Consider the following 20,789-nt stretch of genomic DNA (forward strand, 5'->3'; position numbering starts at 1 on the left):
GCATTTCGCGTTGCAGGAAGGCGGCAAGTTGTGAAATCCCCGGGAGCTTACTCCAGTAAGTGACCGGGGTTAACAAATCTGTCAGGAACAGATTTGAACGCTGCTTGCAGCGGCCCTACAAGGGCGAGGCCCAAGGATGGGCCGAGTAACAACGCAGCCAACGCATCTGCGGCGCGAAAGGTGCCCGATAAATTATTTGGCGTCGGTAGCAGTACCGTTCGCATGCCAGGTAAACACACCAAACTCGAACCCTTTCAGGTCACCCTTCTGATCCCAGCTCAACGGACCCATTACAGTATCAACCGTTGCGCCTTTCAGGTACGTCGCGATTTCAGCCGGATCTTCTGACTTGTTCAGGCCTGCAGCCAGAGATTGCAGTGCTGCGTATGTGGTCCATACGAACGCACCACTTGGATCTTGTTTCTTCGCTTTAATCGCATCTACAACCGGTTTGTTCGCCGGAACCTGGTCGTAGTTCTTCGGCTTAGTCACTAACAAGCCTTCGGCTGATTCACCCGCGATGTTAGACAGCGAAACGTTCGCCACACCTTCTGGACCCATGAACTGAGTTTTCAGGCCTGCTGCACGAGACTGACGCAGGATCTGGCCCATTTCAGGGTGGTAGCCACCGTAGTAAACGAAGTCGATGTTCTCTTTCTTCAGGCGTGCCACCAGCGTTGAGAAGTCTTTCTCGCCTGCGGTGATACCGTCAAAGAACACCACGTTAGCGCCCGCTTTTTTCAGGTTGTCCTGAACGGAGCGCGCCAGGCCTTCGCCATACTGCTGCTTGTCATGAATTACCGCGATATTTTTCGGTTTTACATGCTCAAGGATGTATTTTGCCGCCGTTGGGCCCTGATCGGAGTCCAGGCCGGTGGTGCGCATTGTCAGTTTGTAACCGCGCGCGGTCAGCTCAGGCGCTGTTGCCGCTGGTGTGATCATCAGAATACCTTCGTCTTCGTAGATGTCAGACGCAGGCTGAGTGGAAGAAGAACACAGGTGACCGATAACATATTTGATGCCGTCGTTAACCACTTTGTTGGCGACCGCTACCGCTTGTTTCGGGTCACAAGCATCGTCGTATTTAGTGATAACCAGTTTGTCGCCTTTGATGCCGCCTTTGGCATTAATGTCAGCAACCGCTTGTTCTGCACCGGTAAACTCCTGGTCGCCATACTGTGCAACCGGGCCAGACATCGCCCCAACTACCGCTACTTTGATGTCCTTAGCAAATGCCGCGTTGCTCATCGCAAGCGCAATACAACCAGCCAATAACGCTTTGCCCTTCATGTTCATCCTGAGATCCCCATTTTTGTTGTGATTGGTATTTACCCATCATCCTTCAAGCTGCAGGGGTGTTGGCTGCACTCACTTACCCGAATCACTTACCTTAGTAAGCTCATCGGGATAAGCTCCCTGGCCGCCTACCTGCAACTCGAATGCTAATGGGTAATTGTTGTGTTGTTTTGGCACGATTTTATTTTTGATTTGCGAATACCGCGTGTGCCTTCGCCGCACTCAGAGTTAAAAACATACCCGAATTTGCGGTTTTTGGAATAACAATTTTTTCACAATAGGGAAGGAAAGTGACGGGCATAAAAAAACCGCCTCGAAAGGCGGTTTTTTTTGTCTGGCTGAATAACTTACGCTTCGATGGCCATGCGCAGTTTTTTCATCGCGTTCTTTTCAAGCTGGCGCACACGCTCGGCGGAAACGCCATAGCGGTCAGCCAGTTCTTGCAGCGTGCTTTTGTTGTCTTCGTCGAGCCAACGGGCACGGATAATATCCTGGCTACGCTCGTCCAGACCCAGCATAGCGTCGCTGAGTTTATCAGCCGCGTGCGATTCCCAGTTATCGTCTTCAATGCCATCGGCAAAGTTAGAAGACTTATCCTGCAAGAACAGCACTGGAGCCATTGGCGCGCTGTCTGAATCGTCGTCGTTGCCCATGTCGAACGTCATGTCCTGCGCCGCCATGCGAGATTCCATCTCACGGACATCTTTGCTGGAAACCCCCAGCTCGTTGGCGACCATTTCCACTTCGTCCTGGTTGAACCAACCCAGACGCTGTTTAGTTTTACGCAGGTTAAAGAACAACTTACGTTGTGCTTTAGTGGTTGCCACTTTCACAATACGCCAGTTACGCAGAACGTATTCGTGAATTTCAGCTTTGATCCAGTGCACGGCGAACGACACCAGACGGACACCCACTTCCGGGTTAAAGCGGCGCACAGCCTTCATCAGGCCGATGTTGCCTTCCTGAATCAAGTCAGCCTGCGGCAAGCCATAACCCGAGTAATTACGAGCGATATGAACAACAAAGCGCAGGTGAGACAGGATCAGCCTTTTCGCTGCTTCCAGATCGCCCTGGTAATGCAGCTTTTCAGCCAGCTCCTTCTCTTCCTCAGCCGTTAACATCGGCCAGGAATTAGCGGCCCGGATATAAGATTCCAGGTTACCAACAGGGGCTAAAGCTAAATTTTGCATTTCTTTGGTCATTCAAACCCTCTCTTAAGACTAACGTACAGGTTGCTACACCATGCTGCACCTGACCACACGTCAAGCGCCAAACCGTACCATCCACAGTAAACTCAGACAGTGATGTTATCCACAAGTTCACTGTAAAGCTGTGCATATATTACACACAAAATGTGACAGAGCTATGAAACTGGGCAGGAGAAACACATACCGAGGTGGGAGCGTGTCCCCTGCTGACGGGTAATTCGTAGCAGGGAACAAGTATATCAAAAAATTTTTACTCTGGGGTAAAACGACGTAAATGTTGTACCGTTGCGATCCATGCCGCCAACCATCCACTCATGGACGCCACCAGCAGTAACAGCAGGCATTCATCGAAGCCTAAACCGGTAAGATCGAACTTAGTTCCAAACACTTGCGCGACTTCTGTCACCGCAGAAGATAACCGCCACACCAGAATTTCGGTCAGGATCAGCGATAAAAATGCCCCGCTGAAACCTAATAACGCACCGCCATACAAAAACGGACGCAGGATGAATCCATCCGTCGCACCAATCAGTTTCTGCACGTTGATGGAGTCGCGGCGGGCAAAAATGCTCAGGCGAACACTGTTACCAATGACCAGGAACACTGCGGCAACCATCAGCACACCAATCATCGCAGCTACGCGGCCCACAAGGCCTGTCAGCGACGCCAGCCGTGCAAACCAGCTGTCATCCATGCGCACTTCGTCTACACCGTTAATACGGGCGACGCGGTCACGCAAAGTGTTCAGGTGGTCGGTAGTCTGGAAATCGAGTTTCGGGTTAACCACGGCAACCGCAGGCAGCGGGTTTTCTTCCAGCATATCCAGCGCGCCACCAAAGCCCGACCAGTTGCGGAACTCACCCAGCGCTTCGTCACGGGAAAGATAGTTAACTTTATCGACGCCCTCTTCTGCCTGAATCGCGCCAACCACTTGCTGCGCGGCATTGTCATCCAGCGCTTTATCGAGGTAAACCGTGATTTGTGGGGAAGGATAATACTGCGTGGCAGCTTGATTCACGTTCTTGTAAACCATGTAGCACACGCTAGGCAGCGTCAGGGAGATGGCGATAACCATCACCGTCAGGAAAGTAGCTAATGGCTTGCTGCGCAGGTCTTGTAAAGCGCCCTGCCAGGCGTAACGGAACTGTTCGTTCACGCCACCTTTTAGAGATTTGCTTTTCGACTGAGGCCCTTTGCCACGTTTTTTCACCGAGCGACCTAAATCCCCTAGCTTATTCAGCGAGTTGATTTTATCCAGCTTGTTGCTGAAGCGCTTTATGTGATTGAGCGCGCTGCGTTTATTCACCTGCCAGGCCTCCATGCAAATGGCCGTCACTTAACGTCAACATGCGATAATTACGGCGGGATATCAGCCCCATGTCGTGCGTCGCCATCAAAACGGTTACACCCACCCGGTTGAACTCTTCGAACAGACGCAAAATCCCTTCCGAGAGTGCGTCATCGAGGTTACCGGTTGGTTCATCCGCCAATAACACGGCGGGCTTGTTCACCACAGCGCGGGCAATCCCCACACGCTGCTGTTCACCACCAGAGAGTTGGATCGGGAAATTCTTCGCTTTATCTAGCAGGCCGACTTTATCCAGTGCCGCACTAACGCGACGGCGAATATCTTCACCGCTGGCACCCGCGATGATCAGCGGGATTGCCACGTTGTCATAAACGGTTCTGTCCATCAACAGATGGTGATCCTGGAAGATCATTCCAATCTGGCGACGCAGGAACGGCACTTCGCGGCTCTTGAGGCGGCTAATATCATGGCCGCCAAAAGCAATTTTCCCGGCGCTTGGCCGCTCAATACCGCAGATAAGCTTGAGCAGGGTACTTTTCCCCGCGCCTGAGTGGCCGGTCAGGAAAGCCATCTCGCCAGGTTGCATATGGAAGGTCACTCCCTGCAACGCTTGTCTCCCACCGAGATAGGCCTTACTAACGTGTTCAAAGCGAATCATTGTTAATCCTCTCGGGCAAAAAGTGCCTCAATAAAATCGCCCGCATTAAACGGACGCAAGTCCTCAATACGCTCGCCGACGCCAATATAGCGAATCGGAATACCAAACTGATCGGCAACGGAGAAAATCACGCCGCCTTTGGCTGTACCATCGAGTTTGGTTAGCGTAATGCCTGTCAATCCAACGGCTTCATGGAACAATTTAGCCTGGCTAATCGCATTCTGCCCGGTGCTGGCATCAAGGGTGAGCATAACCTCATGCGGTGCATCCCCGTCCAGTTTTTTCATCACGCGAACAATTTTCTTCAGCTCTTCCATCAGGTGCGATTTGTTCTGCAAACGCCCAGCGGTATCCGCCAGAAGGACGTCGACATTACGTGCTTTCGCGGCCTGAATGGCATCGAAAATCACTGAGGCGGAATCAGCCCCTGTGTGCTGAGCAATAACAGGAATATTGTTACGATCGCCCCACACCTGCAGTTGTTCCACGGCAGCGGCGCGGAAGGTATCACCCGCCGCCAGCATCACCGACTTGCCTTCCTGCTGGAACTGACGAGCCAGTTTACCGATGGTGGTGGTTTTACCCACGCCGTTAACGCCAACCATGAGGATAACGAATGGCGTTTTGCCTTCAACTTTCAGCGGCTCATCAACTTTCGCGAGTATTTCGCCCATCTCTTCTTTCAGCAGACCGTACAACGCTTCTGCGTCACGCAACTCTTTACGGCTCGCGCCTTCTGTCAGATTTGTGATGATTTTGCGCGTGGTTTCAACACCAACGTCAGCGATTAGCAGCTGCTCTTCGAGTTCTTCAAACAGATCATCGTCGATTTTCTTGCCGCGGAACAGACTGATAAATCCGGAACCGAGGTTCTGTTTGGTTTTAATCAGGCTGCGTTTAAGGCGAGCAAAGAAACCTTCTTTGGTTGGTCGCTCTTGTTCGTGCTGGACCTCTTCGGCCTGAGTTTCTTCAGGCTCAACGTCCACAGGAACATCTTCAACGATAGCGGCGGCAACTGGAACGTCTTCAACGACGTCTTCTACCGGAGCTTCAATAACAACTTCTTCAACCGCAATATCTTCAACTACGACGTCTTCAACTGCGATAGCTTCAACCGGAGCGACTGCAACCTCTTCAGGTTCAACAAGTTCTTCAGTCTCGACAACCGGTTCGGCTTCAACGACCGCTTCGACAACAGTTTCAGATACGACAGGTTCTTGCTCAGGCTGCCACTCTTCTAATGATTCAACCTGCGCCGCTTCTGGCGTGACTATCTCTTCAGGAACCGGCAACTCTTCGTGTTCGACCGCAGCTTGCGCGGTAACTTCTGGTTCTGGTTCTGGTTCTGGTTCTGGTTCTGGTTCTGGAATAATTTCCGCTTCAACCGCAGCCACTTCGCTTTCGACGAGTTTTTCAGTGACTTCTACGATCTCTTCAGCGAAGGCTTCAGGTTCTTCATGCTTTTCAAGCACAACAGGTTCAGCTTCAGGTAAAACTTCTGGCTGAATCTCAGTTTGCGCTACTGGCTTAATCTCTTCTGGCTGTACAGTTTCGTCAGCGGCTTGCGGTTGTTCAGCTTCAATAATTTGCTCAACAACTTCTTCGGCAACCGGTTGTTCTTCTGCTACTTTTTGTTCTGGTTCTTGTTCAGAAGCCTGCTCTTTCTGGCCAAAGCCTAACCATGAAAAAAAGCCACGTTTTTTCTCTTTCGCCATTTGCGAACACACCCCTCGCTGTTAATTCATGGCACAGGCCCGATTGAGCATGCCACGGGCACTGAAAATAATTATCTAATGAATGCCTTAGTCTATCACTTTCCCCGCCTTACACACACCGTTACACTAGACGGCAAGAAATTGCATCGCAGTGAGTCTCATGAAAAAACCGCAATCTACTGGCACCGGCCAGATCCGTATTATTGGTGGCCAATGGCGCGGCCGCAAACTGCCCGTTCCAGACAGCCCTGGCCTGCGTCCTACTACGGACAGAGTGCGTGAAACGCTGTTTAACTGGCTGGCACCCACCATGGTCGATGCCACTGTGCTGGACTGTTTTGCAGGAAGCGGTGCGTTGGGACTTGAAGCCTTGTCGCGTTACGCGAGCCGTGCCACATTGCTGGAGATGGATCGCAATGTTTCACAGCAGTTGCAAAAAAATCTCGCCACGCTGAAAGCGACCAACGGAAAAGTCGTGAACACCAACACGCTTAATTTCCTGGCGCAGCCCGGTGAACCGCACAGCATCGTTTTTGTTGACCCACCATTCCGCAAAGGCTTGCTGGAAGAGACATTAGCCTTACTGGAAAGTAATGGCTGGCTGGCTAACGAAGCGCTGATTTACGTTGAAAGCGAAGTGGAAAACGGAACGCCAGCGGTGCCTGGAAGCTGGTCATTGCATCGTGAAAAAGTGGCGGGACAGGTCGCATATCGTTTGTATAGCCGTGAAATTCAAGGAGCAGAGTCATGCTGATTAACATAGGCCGATTGCTGATGCTCGGCGTCTGGGCATTTTTGTTACTAAATATTGTCCATCCATTCCCACGCCCACTGAATATCTTCATTAACGTCGCGCTGATCTTCACCGTGCTGATGCACGGTATGCAGTTAGCGTTGCTGAAATCGACTCAGCCAAAAGGCAGCCCACCGTTGAGCCGCGCTCAGCAGATTAAGATTTTCATTTTTGGGGTGTTTGAACTGCTGGTCTGGCAGAAGAAGCTCCGCCAGGGTAAATAATCATAATGCGGTGCCACCAGGCGTAATTGTTGCAGCAAGTTTGGACACGGACAGCGCGGAGGAACCGGAGCGTACACGCAGTACGTGAGGATTCCGAGCACTGCCCTGGTCAAAAATGGCAAATAAAATAGCCTGTTATTAGTCGGGGATGAAGCCCACAAAGCGCGTTCCCTTGTACTGCAAAGTCCCTGCGTCACCCACGCTCATCGAGTGATACTGCTCTGCCGTCACGCGCATTTTTAGTTCCATTCCGCCACTTTGTGGGCGAAACCAAACCTCATAACGCATTGTATCTTCGACAGGTGTGACCTGGCGCTGTCGTGTACGACGATCGGTGGTTGGCGATTCACGTTTTGTCGCCACCAATACGCTTCTTTCCATCACCGGTGCCGCATCATTTTCAGCATTCTGACGGCGCTGCTGCACAAAGCGAAAAGACGCCGCCACGACGATAACCGCAACAACAGCAATGAAGAAAAGTGGCATTTTACTCATAGATTTATCTCGATTTGTCAGGCACTTTTAAGAATACCCTGCACGCAGTGGCGTTGTCATCTGACGATGTTAACCACTAGACTGACAGGTAGCGTCGTGCTTTTTGTGCGATACATTTAAATTCAATGTCCTTTAGCATTCGAGTTGCAGGTAGGCGGCAAGGGAGCTAATCCCCAGGAGCTTACTTGAGTAAGTGACTGGGGTTAGTGAGCGCAGCCAACACCCCTGCAGCTTGAAGGATGAAGGGCATGAAAAAGGACACGCCATGCTCTGGTCATTCATCGCCGTATTCTTCTCCGGTTGGCTGTACGTTGATGCCTCCTACCGTGGGCCAACCTGGCAACGCTGGGTCTTCAAACCTGTCACCCTTTTGCTTTTATTACTGCTGGCCTGGCAAGCGCCGATGTTCAACGCAACTGGCTATTTGATCCTCGCGGGGCTTGCGGCAACGCTGCTCGGTGACGCTCTCACCCTGCTTCCAACCCAGCGCATGTTGTATGCCATCGGGGCGTTTTTCCTGTCGCACCTGTTGTATACCCTCTATTTTGCCAGCCAAATGACGTTCAGTTTCTTCTGGCCTTTGCCGCTGGTTCTGCTGGTTATTGGCGCGCTACTGACCGCCGTCATTTGGACACGCCTCGAAACCTTCCGTTGGCCGATTCTGACGTTTATCGGCATGACGCTGGTGATGGTGTGGCTGGCCGGTGAGCTCTATTTCTTCCTGCCAACACGCCCGAGTTTCTCAGGCTTTATTGGCGCAACGCTGCTGCTGTTGGGCAACATAGTCTGGCTGGGCAGCCATTACCGCCGCCGCTTCTCAGGTGACAGCGCCATCGCTGCGGCATGCTATTTTGCCGGGCACTTTATGATTGTCCGCGCTCTGTATATTTGACCTTGCGGGCGGTATTTACCGCCCCTAAAATTTCCCTCTTGACTCTGGAGTCAACTCCAGAGAGTAACATGCGTAATGAGAACATTATCATTACCCAGGAGGGCGCATGCTCAACTCCCCAAAGACACCACAATTTGCGAAGTCAAAGCTCAGCCCGTTGCCGATAAAAACGGACGCATGCCATGGTAATGATTGCTGTAGCAACGCCACTGTAGCCCCGGAAACAGAAATGCTGCCTGATACCGGCGAACGTTATAGCTGGTTGGTCGATGGCATGGACTGCGCCGCCTGCGCCCGCAAAGTTGAAAACGCCGTCAAACAAATTGCCGATGTGCAGCGCGTTCAGGTGTTGTTCAGCACGGAAAAACTCCTGGTCACCGCGCAGCGCGATGTTCGAGACGACGTTGAAAAAGCCGTGAAAGCCGCAGGTTACAACCTGAGAAACAGTGCCGCCCCCGCCCCGAAAACATCCGCCTGGCATGAAAATTTACCGCTCATCTTACTGATAGTTATGATGGCGCTGAGCTGGGGTCTTGAGCAGTTTAACCACCCGTTCGGCAACATAGCGTTCATCGCCACCACACTGGTTGGCCTGTGGCCCATCGCACGCCAGGCAGTGCGCCTGATGCGCACCGGTAACTGGTTTGCCATCGAAACGTTGATGAGTGTTGCCGCCATTGGCGCACTGTTTATCGGGGCGACCGCAGAAGCCGCGATGGTATTACTGCTGTTCTTAATTGGTGAACGCCTGGAATCTTACGCCGCCAGCCGCGCGCGCCGTGGTGTGAGCGCACTGATGGCGCTGAAACCAGAAGTCGCGACTCGTATTCGTAACGGTGAACGTGAAAGCATCGCGCTCGCTGATTTACGTCCGGGAGATGTTATCGAAGTCGCTGCCGGTGGGCGTTTGCCTGCTGATGGCCGCTTGCTAACGCCTTTTGCCAGTTTCGATGAAAGCGCATTAACCGGCGAGTCCATTCCGGTTGAACGCCAGCAAGATGAAAAAGTCCCGGCAGGAAGCACCAGCGTCGACAGACTTGTTCAGCTCGAAGTCATTTCCGAACCAGGCGATAGCGCAATCGACCGCATCCTGCGTTTAATTGAAGAAGCAGATGAACGCCGGGCGCCAATTGAGCGTTTCATCGACCGTTTCAGCCGGATTTACACGCCGATTATTATGGCGATTGCGCTGCTCGCGGCGGTTATTCCTCCGCTGCTGTTCGGGCAAAGCTGGGGCGAGTGGATCTATAAAGGTCTGGCGCTGTTACTGATTGGTTGCCCGTGTGCGCTGGTGATTTCTACCCCTGCGGCGATCACCTCAGGGCTTGCGGCGGCCGCTCGCCGTGGCGCGTTAATTAAAGGCGGTGCGGCACTCGAACGCCTTGGAAAAATTCAGCATATCGCTTTCGATAAAACCGGGACGCTGACCGCAGGCAAACCGCAAGTCACCACCATTGCAGTGAATGGCGAGATCGGTGAAAACGACCTGCTGGCGCTGGCTGCAGCAGTGGAACTTGGCTCGTCACACCCGCTTGCCCAGGCGATAGTGCGTGAAGCGCAAAACCGCAATCTGGCATTGCCCGACACCAGTGCGCACCGGGCGCTGGCAGGTATTGGTGTGGAAGCCACAATCAATGGCGAAACATTGCTGCTCAGTTCACCGGGTAAACTTGCTGAGACTGTGCTGGATGCAGGCTGGCAGCAGCGAATCACCCAGCTTGAAGCCGAAGGCCAGACGGTGGTTGCCCTGTTACAAGAAGGCAAGTTACTTGGCGTTCTGGCATTACGCGATACCTTACGCAGCGATGCAAAAATGGCAGTTGCTGCACTGCACAAGCTTGGTGTTCAGAGCGTGATGCTAACGGGTGATAACCCACGTGCAGCAGCTGCCATCGCGCAGGAATTAGGCATGGATTATCGCGCAAGCCTGTTGCCTGCCGACAAAGTCAGCGCGGTGAATGAACTCAATGCCCGTGCACCGCTGGCGATGGTTGGCGACGGCATCAACGACGCTCCCGCCATGAAAGCCGCCACTATCGGCATCGCCATGGGCAGCGGCACAGACGTGGCGCTCGAAACCGCCGATGCTGCACTGACGCACAACCGCCTGACAGAGCTGGCCAGCATGATAAGTCTTGCCCGGGCGACGCATAATAATATTCGCCAGAACATTACTATCGCGTTGGGGTTGAAGGGGATTTTCCTGGTGACCACGCTGCTGGGACTCACCGGCCTGTGGCTTGCCGTGTTAGCCGATTCGGGTGCGACCGCGCTGGTGACCGCGAATGCTCTGCGGTTGCTGCGTAAGCGTTAATTTGCGTTAAGGCTCGGACATTTAATGTGCTCTGCTGGCAAGAAAAATCATCACAGATGACAATGGCATTTCTCGGCGCTTGGTTGACTAGTTGGCAACCAGGCGTATATTAATTGCCAGATAGTCAACTTCAGGACGAAGTATGCATTTGATCTCTCTAAGAGCATTGAGCGAAGCCAGCAAAAGATTTCCTCAGCATGCACAAGAACTTCTCATGCTGGCGCGAATTATCGAAAAAGGGTATTCCCCGACACCCGAATCACTCAAGAAAATCTATCCGACACTCGATAATTTTAAATATCTCGACAAGCACTATGTCATCAATATTGCCCGTAACGAATTGCGGTTAATTGCGCTCATATTTTTTGAAAGCCAGAAATTTTATGTTCGCGACATCATGACACATGCGGATTACATCAGATTTACCGAAACTCACCGGGGAAAGAAAAGATGATTGCAGACGCACTTAAAGCCGCTGAAGCGCTGAAAATCGCCGTGCCGTTTCTTGCGGGCAACACGGGTGAGAAAGAGTATCTGGCAGCACTGGAATTGGTGGAATATCTGCTGGTCAATGAGCCAACCAACCCACTGCTGGATTTAGTCAGCCTGAAGATTTCTGAGTATGAAAACCAACTGCCAGAGGTTATCGCCTTTCGTGAGCAAATGAATGTCCTGCCATCCGGCATTGCCGTGCTCAAAACGTTGATGGATCAATACCAGTTGAATCAAAGTGATTTTCAGCAAGAAATTGGCAGCAAATCAATGGTGTCACGCGTACTGAGCGGAGAACGCCAGCTCACTATTGAGCACATCAGAAAGCTGTCCCTGCGATTTGGTATTTCTCCCGCATTGTTTATCTAACCCTCACCCCAACCGGGACGAGGGTTAGACAGCTAACTTAACTCGTCATGCCCAACATATGCGGCAGCCACAATGAAACGGCCGGAATATAGGTCACCATCGCCAGCACCACCAGCAACATGGCGTAGAATGGCAGCATAGCGCGAACCACTACTTCGATTTTCTGCTTACTCACCGCACTGGCGACAAACAGCACCGAACCGACCGGCGGCGTAATCAAACCGATGCCGAGGTTCACCATCATGATCATCCCGAAATGCACCGGGTCGATGCCCAGCGAATTTGTCACCGGCAGCAGTACTGGCGTGAGGATCAGGATAATCGGCGCCATGTCCATCAGGGTGCCAATCAGCAGCAGCATGACGTTGAGGTACATCAGAATGACGTACTTGTTGTCTGACAGCGACGTGAAGAACTCGGTGATGCGTGACGGCAGTTGCATGTAAGTCATGACCGCGCCAAATGCTGCCGCAAAACCAATCAGAATCATAACGATAGAGACTGTTTTTACGGTGCGGAACATCAGCTTTGGCAGTTCGTTCCATTTATAGTCACGGTAGATAAACATGGTCACGAAGAACGCCCAAACGCAGGCGACAGCCGCCGATTCGGTTGCGGTAAATACCCCGGTCAAAATCCCACCGAGGATGATTACCACCGTCATCAGGCCCCAAAGTGCATCGAAGAAAATCTTCACCGCTTGCTTGAAGGGAATGCGTTCACCTTTCGGGTAACCGCGCTTATGGGCAAACCCTAGGCACATCACCATCAAGCTGACCCCGAGCAGTAACCCTGGTAATACGCCCGCAATGAACAACGTTGCGATAGAAACAGTGCCGCCTGCAGCTAACGAGTAAATCACCGAGTTATGGCTTGGCGGGATCAAAATCGCCTGTACCGATCCACTCGCTGTAACCGCAGCAGCATATTCGCGTGGATAACCTTTTGCCTCCATTTCCGGGATCATCACGCTGCCAATGGACGCAGTATCCGCCACGGACGATCCGGAAATCGCGCCAAAGAAAGTGGACGCCACGATATTCACCAGCGATAAACCGCCGCGAATAAAGCCAACGAAAATATACGCAAAGTTCACCAGACGACGGGCAATTCCCCCTTCCGCCATAATCGCCCCCGCCAGAATAAAGAACGGGATCGCCAACAGGGTAAATTTATTCACCCCACTGGTGATTTGAATCATGATCGCTTCCAGCGGCAAATCTATCCATAACGCACCCACGATGGCGCTTAGCCCAACGGCAAAGGCCACGGGCATTCCCACTGCAAGCAGCACCGCTAGTGTGGCTAATAATATAAATGCGTCCATGTTATCCCCTGGTCTTAACCGTGATTACCCAGCAATACGATTGGGCGGTTCTCTTGAGAGCCGTACAGCAGTCGCTCGACAACAAACAGAATCATTAAAATCGCGCCGACAGGCAGCGGGAGGTAGGTTTGACCGGAAGTGAGAACCGGGAATTCGGCAACAGGCTGTTCCCATAAATCGGCACACAGATAGAAGCTGTAATAGAACATCACCAGTGAGATGAGCAGCATCAGCAAATCGACGATACGTGCGCAAAAGGTCTGCGCCGCCAACGGCAGGCGGTCTGTCAGCATATTCACCGCAATGTGTGAACCGGCGCGGTAACTGACTGCCGCGCCGATGAACGTGAAGGTCACCATGCAGATTATTGCTACCGGTTCCGGCCAGGATTCCCCACGGTTCAGAACGTAACGCGAGAAAATCCCAATCGGAATAATGATGGTCATCACCAAAAGAGACAGCCCGGCAATAACCATCGCCAGCAAATAAACTTTATCCATCAAGTCTGAGTAGCGTTGGGACATAAGATGCCCTCCACAAATGCGTTAGCGACAATAGTTACTTAACGTCAGCAATAGCTTTCATCAGGTCCTGGTGCTTATCGCCATACTCTTTACGAACCGGCTCAGTCGCTTTCACAAACCAGGCTTTGTCGATTTCATGGAACTGAACGCCACCGGCTTTCATTTTTTCCAGCGCTTGTTTGTTGTAAGCATTCCACAGTTCACGCTGTTCCATTTGTGCAGCACGCGCCAGGGTAAGGATTTTTTGCTGCTGGTCAGGCGTTAATTTGTCCCACTTCACTTTGGAATAAAGCAGCATTTCTGGTGTGATGAAGTGGCCGCTCAAGGTGTAATTTTTGGCGACCGGCATGTAGTTATGGGCAATAAAGGTTGGCGGGTTGTTTTCAGCACCGTCGATAACGCCGGTTTGCATGCCGCTATACACTTCGCTCACCCCCATCGCAACCGAGTTTGCGCCCATGTCTTTAAGTGTTGCGAGTGCTACTGGACTGCCCTGAACGCGGATTTTCATGCCTTTGAGATCTTCAGGCTTCACCACCGGTTTTTTAGTGATCAGGTTACGTGTACCGGAGTCCATCCAGCCGAGGAAGACCAGGCGGGATTTCGGGTTGTTAGTCAGCTTGTCGCCAATCTCTTTCCCTAAATCGCCATCGATCACTTTGTGCATATGGTCTTCATCGCGGAACACGTACGGCAGGGTAAAAACTTCAACATCTGGCAGGATTGCCGCAACCGGTGCCATCGAAACGCGAATGATATCGATAGCCCCCATTTGCGCCTGTTCAATCATCTGTTTTTCATCGCCAAGCACGCCGCTTGGGAACACTTTAATTTCTAAATCGCCGTTGGTTTCTTGTTTGAGTTTTTCGCCCATGTGCTGAACCGCAACCACGTTCGGATACCCTTCCGGGTGAACGTCGGCAGCTTTAATCACTTGCGCGATAGCAGAATGTGCAAACAGAACTGACGCGGTAGACAGACATAAACCAGCAAAAGCAGGCAGAAAGGTCTTCTTCATTGTGTCGCTCCAGCAGAGGTAGAAATGTGAGGTAGGAAGTAAAACAATGTTTTAATTTGTCGTTTAAAAATTAGACTACGTGGAGAAAAGCGTGGGTGAAGCACTTCACAAAAAGCGACAAAAAATGAAATTGGGGTTCATTAGAGATGCAAAGAGGGTTCAGAAGCCCAAAGCGGGGAGCAAAGGGCTGGCGCGGCGTTACTGGCCTTTACGCAACAGGTATTGGTAAGGTAATGATTCCACTTGCTTAGCAAGCAGTTCGTGTTCCATGAAAATGCAAAATCCAGGGATATCACGCGTAGTGGCTGGGTCATCAGCAATCACCAGCAGGGTTTCGCCAGCCTGCATATTGCGCACTGTTTTGCGTACCATCATGACGGGTTCCGGGCAGCGTAGGCCCAGGGCATCAAGAGTGTGGTCAGGATTAGAAAAAAGATCGGTCATCATCGGTCTCGAATTTAACAAACCGCGATAGTTTACGCCGGGAAGATTCTCGTGCAAGTCACGTGAACGATTGCGTTAAAATTAACCATTGCAAAGCGGGACTAAAGCAGTATCATCGCCCCCGCTTTAAAAAGCGTATTGGGTTCCCTCACCCCACCACTAAAAAGGCTACAAAATGACGCAGTTCAATTCTACTCAGCGCACTAAAGCGCTGTTTTGGCTATCGCTATTCCATTTGCTGGTGATCACCTCCAGTAACTATCTGGTGCAATTACCGGTCTCGGTTTTTGGTTTCCATACCACATGGGGCGCGTTTAGCTTTCCGTTTATCTTCCTCGCAACCGACCTGACAGTACGCATTTTTGGTGCACCTCTGGCACGCCGCATAATTTTTGCCGTGATGCTGCCCGCACTGATTATTTCGTACGCCATTTCTGCACTGTTTTACATGGGCACCTGGCAAGGGTTCGAAGCATTGCTGCACTTCAACCTGTTCGTCGCCCGTATCGCTGTCGCAAGCTTTATGGCGTACGCGTTGGGGCAGATTCTGGATGTGCACGTGTTTAACCGCCTGCGCCAAAGCCAGTACTGGTGGCTTGCGCCAACGGCATCCACGCTGTTCGGGAATATCAGCGACACGCTTTCCTTCTTCTTTATTGCTTTCTGGCGCAGTCCGGATGCCTTTATGGCGCAGCATTGGGTCGAAATCGCCATCGTAGATTACTGCTTTAAAGTGCTAATCAGCATTGTATTCTTCCTGCCGATGTACGGCGTTTTGCTGAATATGTTGTTGAAACGTCTGGCAGATAAGTCTGAAAATTCGGCGTTACAGCCGGGTTGACGGTGGTTGAATTATCTTGTGATAAGATGATGAGATCGGCCGCAAAGGCTTGCTAACGTAAAGGAAGAAGTCATGGGTAACCTGGTAAAATATGTCGGTATTGGCCTGCTGGTATTAGGCCTGGCCGCTTGCGATAACAGTGATAGCAAAACGGCCAAAACGGATGCAGCGGCGGAAAGCAGCGCAGCTGGCCAGCCGGTTAGCTTGCTGGACGGCAAAATTAGCTTTGCACTACCCGCCGATATGACCGACCAGAGCGGTAAATTGGGCACTCAGGCAAACAACATGCACGTATATTCTGATGCTACTGGTCAGAAAGCGGTCATTGTGATTGTCGGTGACAATACGCCTGACGATTTGGCAGCTTTGACAAAACGTCTTGAAGAACAACAACGTGCTCGTGACCCACAGCTGCAAGTCGTGACCAACAAATCTATCGAGATTAAAGGCCATACGCTGCAACAGTTAGACAGCATTATCTCTGCAAAAGGCCAGACAGCTTACTCATCTGTTATCCTGGGTAAAGTAGATAACCAGCTGTTAACTATGCAGATAACGTTGCCTGCGGATAATCAGCAACTGGCGCAAACTGCCGCTGAGAACATCATTAATACCATCACCATCAAATAACTATTGTTGCTGTGATGATGATACGGCCCCCGGTTGCTCAACCGGGGGCCGTTTTTTTAACTGCCACGCCATCAGCAGCGCAATGCAAACCAGCATCGCCGCTGCCAGATAAATCACCGAAACACCCGCATATGCCATCACGAACCCAGCTAATGGCCCGGTAATCCCCAGCGATAAATCCATAAACACGGTGTAGGTCGCAAGCGCACTTCCCTGGTTTTGTTGCGGCACCATTTTCACAGCGACCACACCCAGCGCCGGGAACACCAAAGAGAAGCCCGCGCCCGTCAGGAAAGTTCCCACTTTTGCCATCCAGGGTTCGCCCGCAAAGCCCACCAGCAGCAAACCGAAAATCTCGACTGAGAAGCAAATCATCGCCACATTCAAGCCGCCAAGCCGCCAAGCCGGTTAATACCATTCGGGAAAAGTAAGCGAGTGCCCACAAACGCGCAGCTAAAGAGTGTTAATGCGAAGGCCGCGCCGTCCCAGCCTTTGGCGTCGTAAAACAGCGTGATGAAAGTTGCGATCACGCCAAAACCCGCAGAAGCCAGTGCGAGCGCCATACCATAAGGCCAGACTCGCCCCAGCACCGCGCGAAACGGCAACGGATTGCCTTTACTGGCTTTCACCGTCGGGCGTGGCAATGCCAGCAGCACGGCGACCAACGCCACCGCCATAATGATTCCTGCGAGTAATTTCAGCCCGCCAAGGTGATAGAACAACACGCCCAGCGGTGCACCCATCGCCATCGCGCCGTACGTTACAATCCCGTTCCAGGAGATGACCCGCCCAATGTGCAACGAACCGACCACGTCAACACCCCACAGCGTTGAACCGGTTCCTGCAAAACTTTGCCCAATCCCTAAAATGACGCGCCCCAGGCACAGCAACACCAGACTCACCAACGGCCAGGCGCTACCAAACGCTGCCAGCATGTAGCTCGCCCCACTGAGGAAGCAGCCGCATAAACCAAAGATAACGATTTTTTTCGGGCCAAGAATATCGGCATAACGCCCGGCGTGTGGGCGACTGAGCAACGTGGCGAAGTATTGCAGGCTTATCACAAGCCCGGCCCAAAACGCGCTGTAGCCCATCACGTCATGAACGTAACCCGGCAAAACAGCCAGTGGTAGGCCGATGGTCATGTAGCTTGCAAAGTTGAACATCACTACAGAAACAATCTTTAGATTGAGTCGGAAACTGCTTAATGCGGGGGCGGGTGTGAGGTCAGGCATGGGCATTCACTTTTAAAACAGCGTTCCCCAGTATATACACGTCGAGATTCACATTTCAGCAACAGACTTTCAGACTCGCCCTGCGGGTGCGAATTAAACGAAGCGCTACACTTAGAGAATCCCTCCTTTTCAGGATTTTTTCATGCTCTCTCCAGAACCCGATAAAACCGGGCTACATATTCTAATAAAGCTTTCAGCGCTGGTGATTATTCTTGCCGGGATTCATGCTGCGGCAGACATTATCGTCCAGCTATTATTGGCACTCTTTTTTGCCATTGTGCTTAACCCGTTAGTAACGTGGTTTATTCGCCGGGGAGTGAACCGCCCGCTGGCTATCTCGATAGTCGTATTTGCGATGTTGGTTGTGCTGACGATACTGGTGGGTGTGCTGGCGGCATCCATGTCTGAATTCATCGATATGCTGCCGAAGTACAACAAGATGCTGACGCAGAAAGTGTTTGAGCTCGAAAAAATGCTGCCGTTTATGCACCTGCGATTATCGCCGGAGCGTATGTTGCAGCGTATGGACTCTGAGAAAGTGATGTCTTACGCCACAACGCTAATGACCGGGCTTTCCGGCGCCATGGCCAGTATTTTGCTACTGGTGATGACGGTGGTATTTATGCTGTTCGAGGTGCGCCACGTTCCGTACAAACTGCGCTTCGCCCTTTCCAACCCGAAAATTCATATCGCCAGCCTGCACCGCGCACTCAAAGGCGTGACGCATTATCTGGCGCTAAAAACGCTCATCAGCCTGTGGACCGGGCTGATTATCTGGCTTGGCCTCGAACTGCTGGGCGTGCAATTTGCGTTGATGTGGGGCGTGTTGGGATTCTTGCTCAATTACATCCCCAATATTGGTTCGGTCATTTCCGCTATTCCGCCAATGATTCAGGCGTTTTTGTTTAACGGCACCTACGAAATGATTCTGGTTGGCGTACTGTTCCTTGCGGTGCATATGCTGCTTGGGAATATCCTTGAACCACGCATGATGGGGCGCGGGCTTGGAATGTCGACCTTCGTGGTGTTCCTGTCATTGCTGTTCTGGGGCTGGCTGCTCGGCCCAGTGGGTATGCTTCTGTCTGTGCCGCTTACCAGCGTATGTAAGATTCTGATGGAAACCACTCAGGGCGGCGCCAAACTTGCAGTGTTGCTTGGGCAAGGACGACCAAAAAGTCGGTTGCCGGGATAGGTTCTTAATTTCCCGGGTGATAAGTTAATGTTGACCCGGGAAAAGAAAAAGGAGTGACTCACCCATGCCGCAGCCAATAATCACACTTGCTGCCATTGAGCAGCCAGCAATTTATCTGAACACCCCAAGCGTGGTGCTAAACAACCAGACTATTGAGGAGCGTTTGCGCAAAGTTTTGCAGGGAATGGCGCAGCAGAATCTGGATTCGCTCGTCGTTTATGCCGATAAAGAGCATGGCGGGAATTTTGAGTATTTGACTGGTTTCATCCCACGCTTTGAAGAAGGCTTGCTGGTTCTACATAAAAGCGGTGAGGCGGTGCTGGTTCTTGGGAATGAAAATCTCAAACTCGCACAGCACTCCAGAATTCCAGCAAGTGTGATACATGCGCCGTGGTTTTCACTGCCAAACCAGCCGATGGACACCGCACTTTCGCTAAGCGAAGTGTTGCAACAAGCCGGGCTGCATGGGCAAGAGCGTGTTGGTATTGCGGGCTGGAAGCTTTTCACTGGCATCAACGACAACAATAAGTCTCTGTTTGATATCCCCACCTTTATTTTCCTGGCGCTTCAAAGCGCGCTGACTGCAGCGTGTGAACTACTCAACGCCACAGATCTGTTTATTTCTCTGCGCCAGGGAGCAAGGACAACCAATAATGCCAATGAAATTGCGCACTATGAATACGGTGCAAACCTGGCATCAAGCGCGGCGCTTACCGCACTGAATGCAATTGAATTAGGGAAAACTGAAAAGTCGATTGCAGCCCTGCTTGCCGCCGATGGTCAAGCCAATAACGTCGTAACCATTGCTGCTACGGGCGATCGTTTTGAAAATGCCAACCTGTACCCATCGGATAAGCAGATCCAAAAAGGCGATAAGTTTTCATTAACTGTCAGTTATAAGGGCGGTTTAACCAGCCGTGCGGCATACGTTGTCAGCCAGGCCGATGAACTTCATGATGAGGTCAGTGATTATCTCGATGTGGTCGCCATCCCGTATTATCGCGCGGTCGTCGCCTGGCTTGAGAATATGCGCGTCGGGGTGAAGGGCCACGAAGTCTACGACTTGATTGAGCGTGTTTTGCCTAAAGCCGAATACCACTGGCACCTCAACCCTGGCCATTTGGTTGCCGATGAAGAGTGGCTGTGCTCGCCGGTTTACCCGGCATCGGATATCGCTTTATCCAGCGGAATGTTGCTGCAAATCGACATCATCCCATCACGTAAAGGTTACGCGGGAGCGAGCATCGAAGACACCATTGCCCTTGCCGATGAACATTTGCGCCAGCAAATAGCCACCCTCTACCCGGAATTATGGCAACGCATCAGCGCTCGCAGAGATTACATCCGTGACGTACTGAATATTCACTTACACGAAGATGTGCTGCCGCTGTCAAACACCGTGGGATATTTGCGGCCCTATTTGCTGAATAAAGATTTGGCGCTAATTTGCCAATAATGTTTATCTTCCTGCGCCGGATATCTTCCGCGCGCAGGAGTTATCTAGTCTTGTTTACTCGAGCATTGAACCTGGTGAACAAGTTCAGGTGTCCAGTGATACTCAACTACATGCCCTTCCGGGCTTCTGACAGCAATATGTAACTGGGCAAATTCACCGGATTGCAGGGTAAAGAAAAGTTGCGTCAGGGGGTATGGGCAACCAGCCTGATAGGAAACAAACATTTTCTGCCGGGTTCGCTGAGATCCTCGCTGTGTATTAATAACCAGTTCTATGGTCATTTGCCCGGAAATATCTCGCTCAAACACAGCATATGCCGTGAGATATTGATGACCAAATTGATTATTGTGTGATACC

The 20,789-nt window shown here is 51.6% G+C and carries 20 protein-coding genes and 1 pseudogene; 10 read left to right on the forward strand and 11 right to left on the reverse strand.

From position 1 onward, the window contains the following. Positions 1 to 192: 192 nt before the first annotated feature. From EDF88_RS16275 to ftsY, 5 genes are all read right to left on the reverse strand, one after another. Positions 193 to 1,296, reverse strand: a complete 1,104-nt coding sequence (locus EDF88_RS16275; RefSeq protein WP_134185844.1) for a branched-chain amino acid ABC transporter substrate-binding protein — start codon at positions 1,294 to 1,296, stop codon at positions 193 to 195. A gap of 347 nt (positions 1,297 to 1,643) precedes the next feature. After that, on the reverse strand, positions 1,644 to 2,498 hold the full coding sequence (gene rpoH / locus EDF88_RS16280) for an RNA polymerase sigma factor RpoH (RefSeq protein ID WP_034499532.1): 855 nt from the start codon (positions 2,496 to 2,498) through the stop codon (positions 1,644 to 1,646). 256 nt (positions 2,499 to 2,754) lie between these two features. Beyond that, the gene (gene ftsX / locus EDF88_RS16285; protein ID WP_134185846.1) at positions 2,755 to 3,810 is read right to left on the reverse strand and encodes a permease-like cell division protein FtsX; all 1,056 of its coding nucleotides are present in this window, start codon (positions 3,808 to 3,810) and stop codon (positions 2,755 to 2,757) included. Next, positions 3,803 to 4,471 (reverse strand): cell division ATP-binding protein FtsE, encoded by a 669-nt coding sequence (ftsE, locus tag EDF88_RS16290; protein WP_034460521.1) that lies wholly within the window; start codon positions 4,469 to 4,471, stop codon positions 3,803 to 3,805. The genes ftsX and ftsE overlap by 8 nt, the downstream gene beginning before the upstream one ends. A gap of 2 nt (positions 4,472 to 4,473) precedes the next feature. Further along, positions 4,474 to 6,186 carry a signal recognition particle-docking protein FtsY gene (gene ftsY, locus EDF88_RS16295; protein ID WP_134185848.1) on the reverse strand — a complete coding sequence of 571 codons (1,713 nt, stop codon included), beginning with the start codon at positions 6,184 to 6,186 and terminating at the stop codon, positions 4,474 to 4,476. Between the two features lie 160 nt (positions 6,187 to 6,346). Here ftsY and rsmD point away from each other — a divergent pair, with 160 nt between their 5' ends. Beyond that, on the forward strand, positions 6,347 to 6,940 hold the full coding sequence (rsmD, locus tag EDF88_RS16300) for a 16S rRNA (guanine(966)-N(2))-methyltransferase (RefSeq protein ID WP_064514645.1): 594 nt from the start codon (positions 6,347 to 6,349) through the stop codon (positions 6,938 to 6,940). Beyond that, complete coding sequence (locus EDF88_RS16305; RefSeq protein ID WP_064561314.1) at positions 6,934 to 7,203, forward strand: DUF1145 family protein; 270 nt, start codon at positions 6,934 to 6,936, stop codon at positions 7,201 to 7,203. Before rsmD ends, EDF88_RS16305 begins: the two co-directional genes overlap by 7 nt. A gap of 138 nt (positions 7,204 to 7,341) precedes the next feature. Here EDF88_RS16305 and EDF88_RS16310 read toward each other — a convergent pair whose 3' ends face one another. Next, entirely contained in the window at positions 7,342 to 7,698 is a 357-nt protein-coding gene (locus tag EDF88_RS16310; RefSeq protein ID WP_064514649.1) for a DUF2500 domain-containing protein, read from the reverse strand. A gap of 265 nt (positions 7,699 to 7,963) precedes the next feature. Here EDF88_RS16310 and EDF88_RS16315 point away from each other — a divergent pair, with 265 nt between their 5' ends. From EDF88_RS16315 to EDF88_RS16330, 4 genes are all read left to right on the forward strand, one after another. Continuing rightward, positions 7,964 to 8,590 carry a lysoplasmalogenase gene (locus tag EDF88_RS16315; protein ID WP_134185850.1) on the forward strand — a complete coding sequence of 209 codons (627 nt, stop codon included), beginning with the start codon at positions 7,964 to 7,966 and terminating at the stop codon, positions 8,588 to 8,590. Positions 8,591 to 8,696: 106 nt separating this feature from the next. Then, positions 8,697 to 10,904, forward strand: a complete 2,208-nt coding sequence (zntA, locus tag EDF88_RS16320; RefSeq protein ID WP_134185852.1) for a Zn(II)/Cd(II)/Pb(II) translocating P-type ATPase ZntA — start codon at positions 8,697 to 8,699, stop codon at positions 10,902 to 10,904. Between the two features lie 142 nt (positions 10,905 to 11,046). After that, entirely contained in the window at positions 11,047 to 11,358 is a 312-nt protein-coding gene (locus EDF88_RS16325) for a type II toxin-antitoxin system HigB family toxin (RefSeq protein ID WP_134185854.1), read from the forward strand. Then, a complete protein-coding gene (locus tag EDF88_RS16330; protein ID WP_134185856.1) occupies positions 11,355 to 11,765 on the forward strand; it encodes a helix-turn-helix domain-containing protein in 411 nt (136 codons plus the stop codon). The genes EDF88_RS16325 and EDF88_RS16330 overlap by 4 nt, the downstream gene beginning before the upstream one ends. Positions 11,766 to 11,802: 37 nt before the next feature. Here EDF88_RS16330 and EDF88_RS16335 read toward each other — a convergent pair whose 3' ends face one another. The 4 genes from EDF88_RS16335 to tusA form a co-directional block, all read right to left on the reverse strand. After that, a complete protein-coding gene (locus EDF88_RS16335; RefSeq protein ID WP_064514654.1) occupies positions 11,803 to 13,092 on the reverse strand; it encodes a TRAP transporter large permease in 1,290 nt (429 codons plus the stop codon). A 14-nt stretch (positions 13,093 to 13,106) separates the two neighbouring features. Beyond that, the gene (locus EDF88_RS16340; protein WP_064561319.1) at positions 13,107 to 13,616 is read right to left on the reverse strand and encodes a TRAP transporter small permease; all 510 of its coding nucleotides are present in this window, start codon (positions 13,614 to 13,616) and stop codon (positions 13,107 to 13,109) included. Positions 13,617 to 13,650: 34 nt separating this feature from the next. Next, on the reverse strand, positions 13,651 to 14,634 hold the full coding sequence (locus EDF88_RS16345; protein ID WP_134185858.1) for a TRAP transporter substrate-binding protein: 984 nt from the start codon (positions 14,632 to 14,634) through the stop codon (positions 13,651 to 13,653). A gap of 198 nt (positions 14,635 to 14,832) precedes the next feature. Continuing rightward, a complete protein-coding gene (gene tusA / locus EDF88_RS16350; protein ID WP_064514924.1) occupies positions 14,833 to 15,078 on the reverse strand; it encodes a sulfurtransferase TusA in 246 nt (81 codons plus the stop codon). Positions 15,079 to 15,253: 175 nt separating this feature from the next. Here tusA and EDF88_RS16355 point away from each other — a divergent pair, with 175 nt between their 5' ends. Together EDF88_RS16355 and EDF88_RS16360 are read left to right on the forward strand one after the other, a co-directional pair. After that, positions 15,254 to 15,919 carry a 7-cyano-7-deazaguanine/7-aminomethyl-7-deazaguanine transporter gene (locus EDF88_RS16355; RefSeq protein ID WP_064514660.1) on the forward strand — a complete coding sequence of 222 codons (666 nt, stop codon included), beginning with the start codon at positions 15,254 to 15,256 and terminating at the stop codon, positions 15,917 to 15,919. Positions 15,920 to 15,991: 72 nt separating this feature from the next. Further along, a complete protein-coding gene (locus tag EDF88_RS16360) occupies positions 15,992 to 16,549 on the forward strand; it encodes a DcrB family lipoprotein (protein ID WP_134185860.1) in 558 nt (185 codons plus the stop codon). Here the strand turns inward: EDF88_RS16360 and EDF88_RS16365 are convergent. Further along, positions 16,550 to 17,784: pseudogene (locus tag EDF88_RS16365) on the reverse strand (MFS transporter). A gap of 142 nt (positions 17,785 to 17,926) precedes the next feature. On the opposite strand from EDF88_RS16365, the gene EDF88_RS16370 reads away from it, so the two are divergent. Both EDF88_RS16370 and EDF88_RS16375 read left to right on the forward strand, forming a co-directional pair. Further along, positions 17,927 to 18,976 carry an AI-2E family transporter gene (locus EDF88_RS16370; protein WP_064514666.1) on the forward strand — a complete coding sequence of 350 codons (1,050 nt, stop codon included), beginning with the start codon at positions 17,927 to 17,929 and terminating at the stop codon, positions 18,974 to 18,976. A 64-nt stretch (positions 18,977 to 19,040) separates the two neighbouring features. After that, positions 19,041 to 20,432, forward strand: coding sequence for a M24 family metallopeptidase (locus EDF88_RS16375; protein ID WP_134185862.1), 1,392 nt, complete (start codon positions 19,041 to 19,043; stop codon positions 20,430 to 20,432). Positions 20,433 to 20,789: the final 357 nt, after the last annotated feature.

Source organism: Buttiauxella sp. BIGb0552 (assembly GCF_004366275.1).
GTDB classification, from domain to species: domain Bacteria; phylum Pseudomonadota; class Gammaproteobacteria; order Enterobacterales; family Enterobacteriaceae; genus Buttiauxella; species Buttiauxella gaviniae.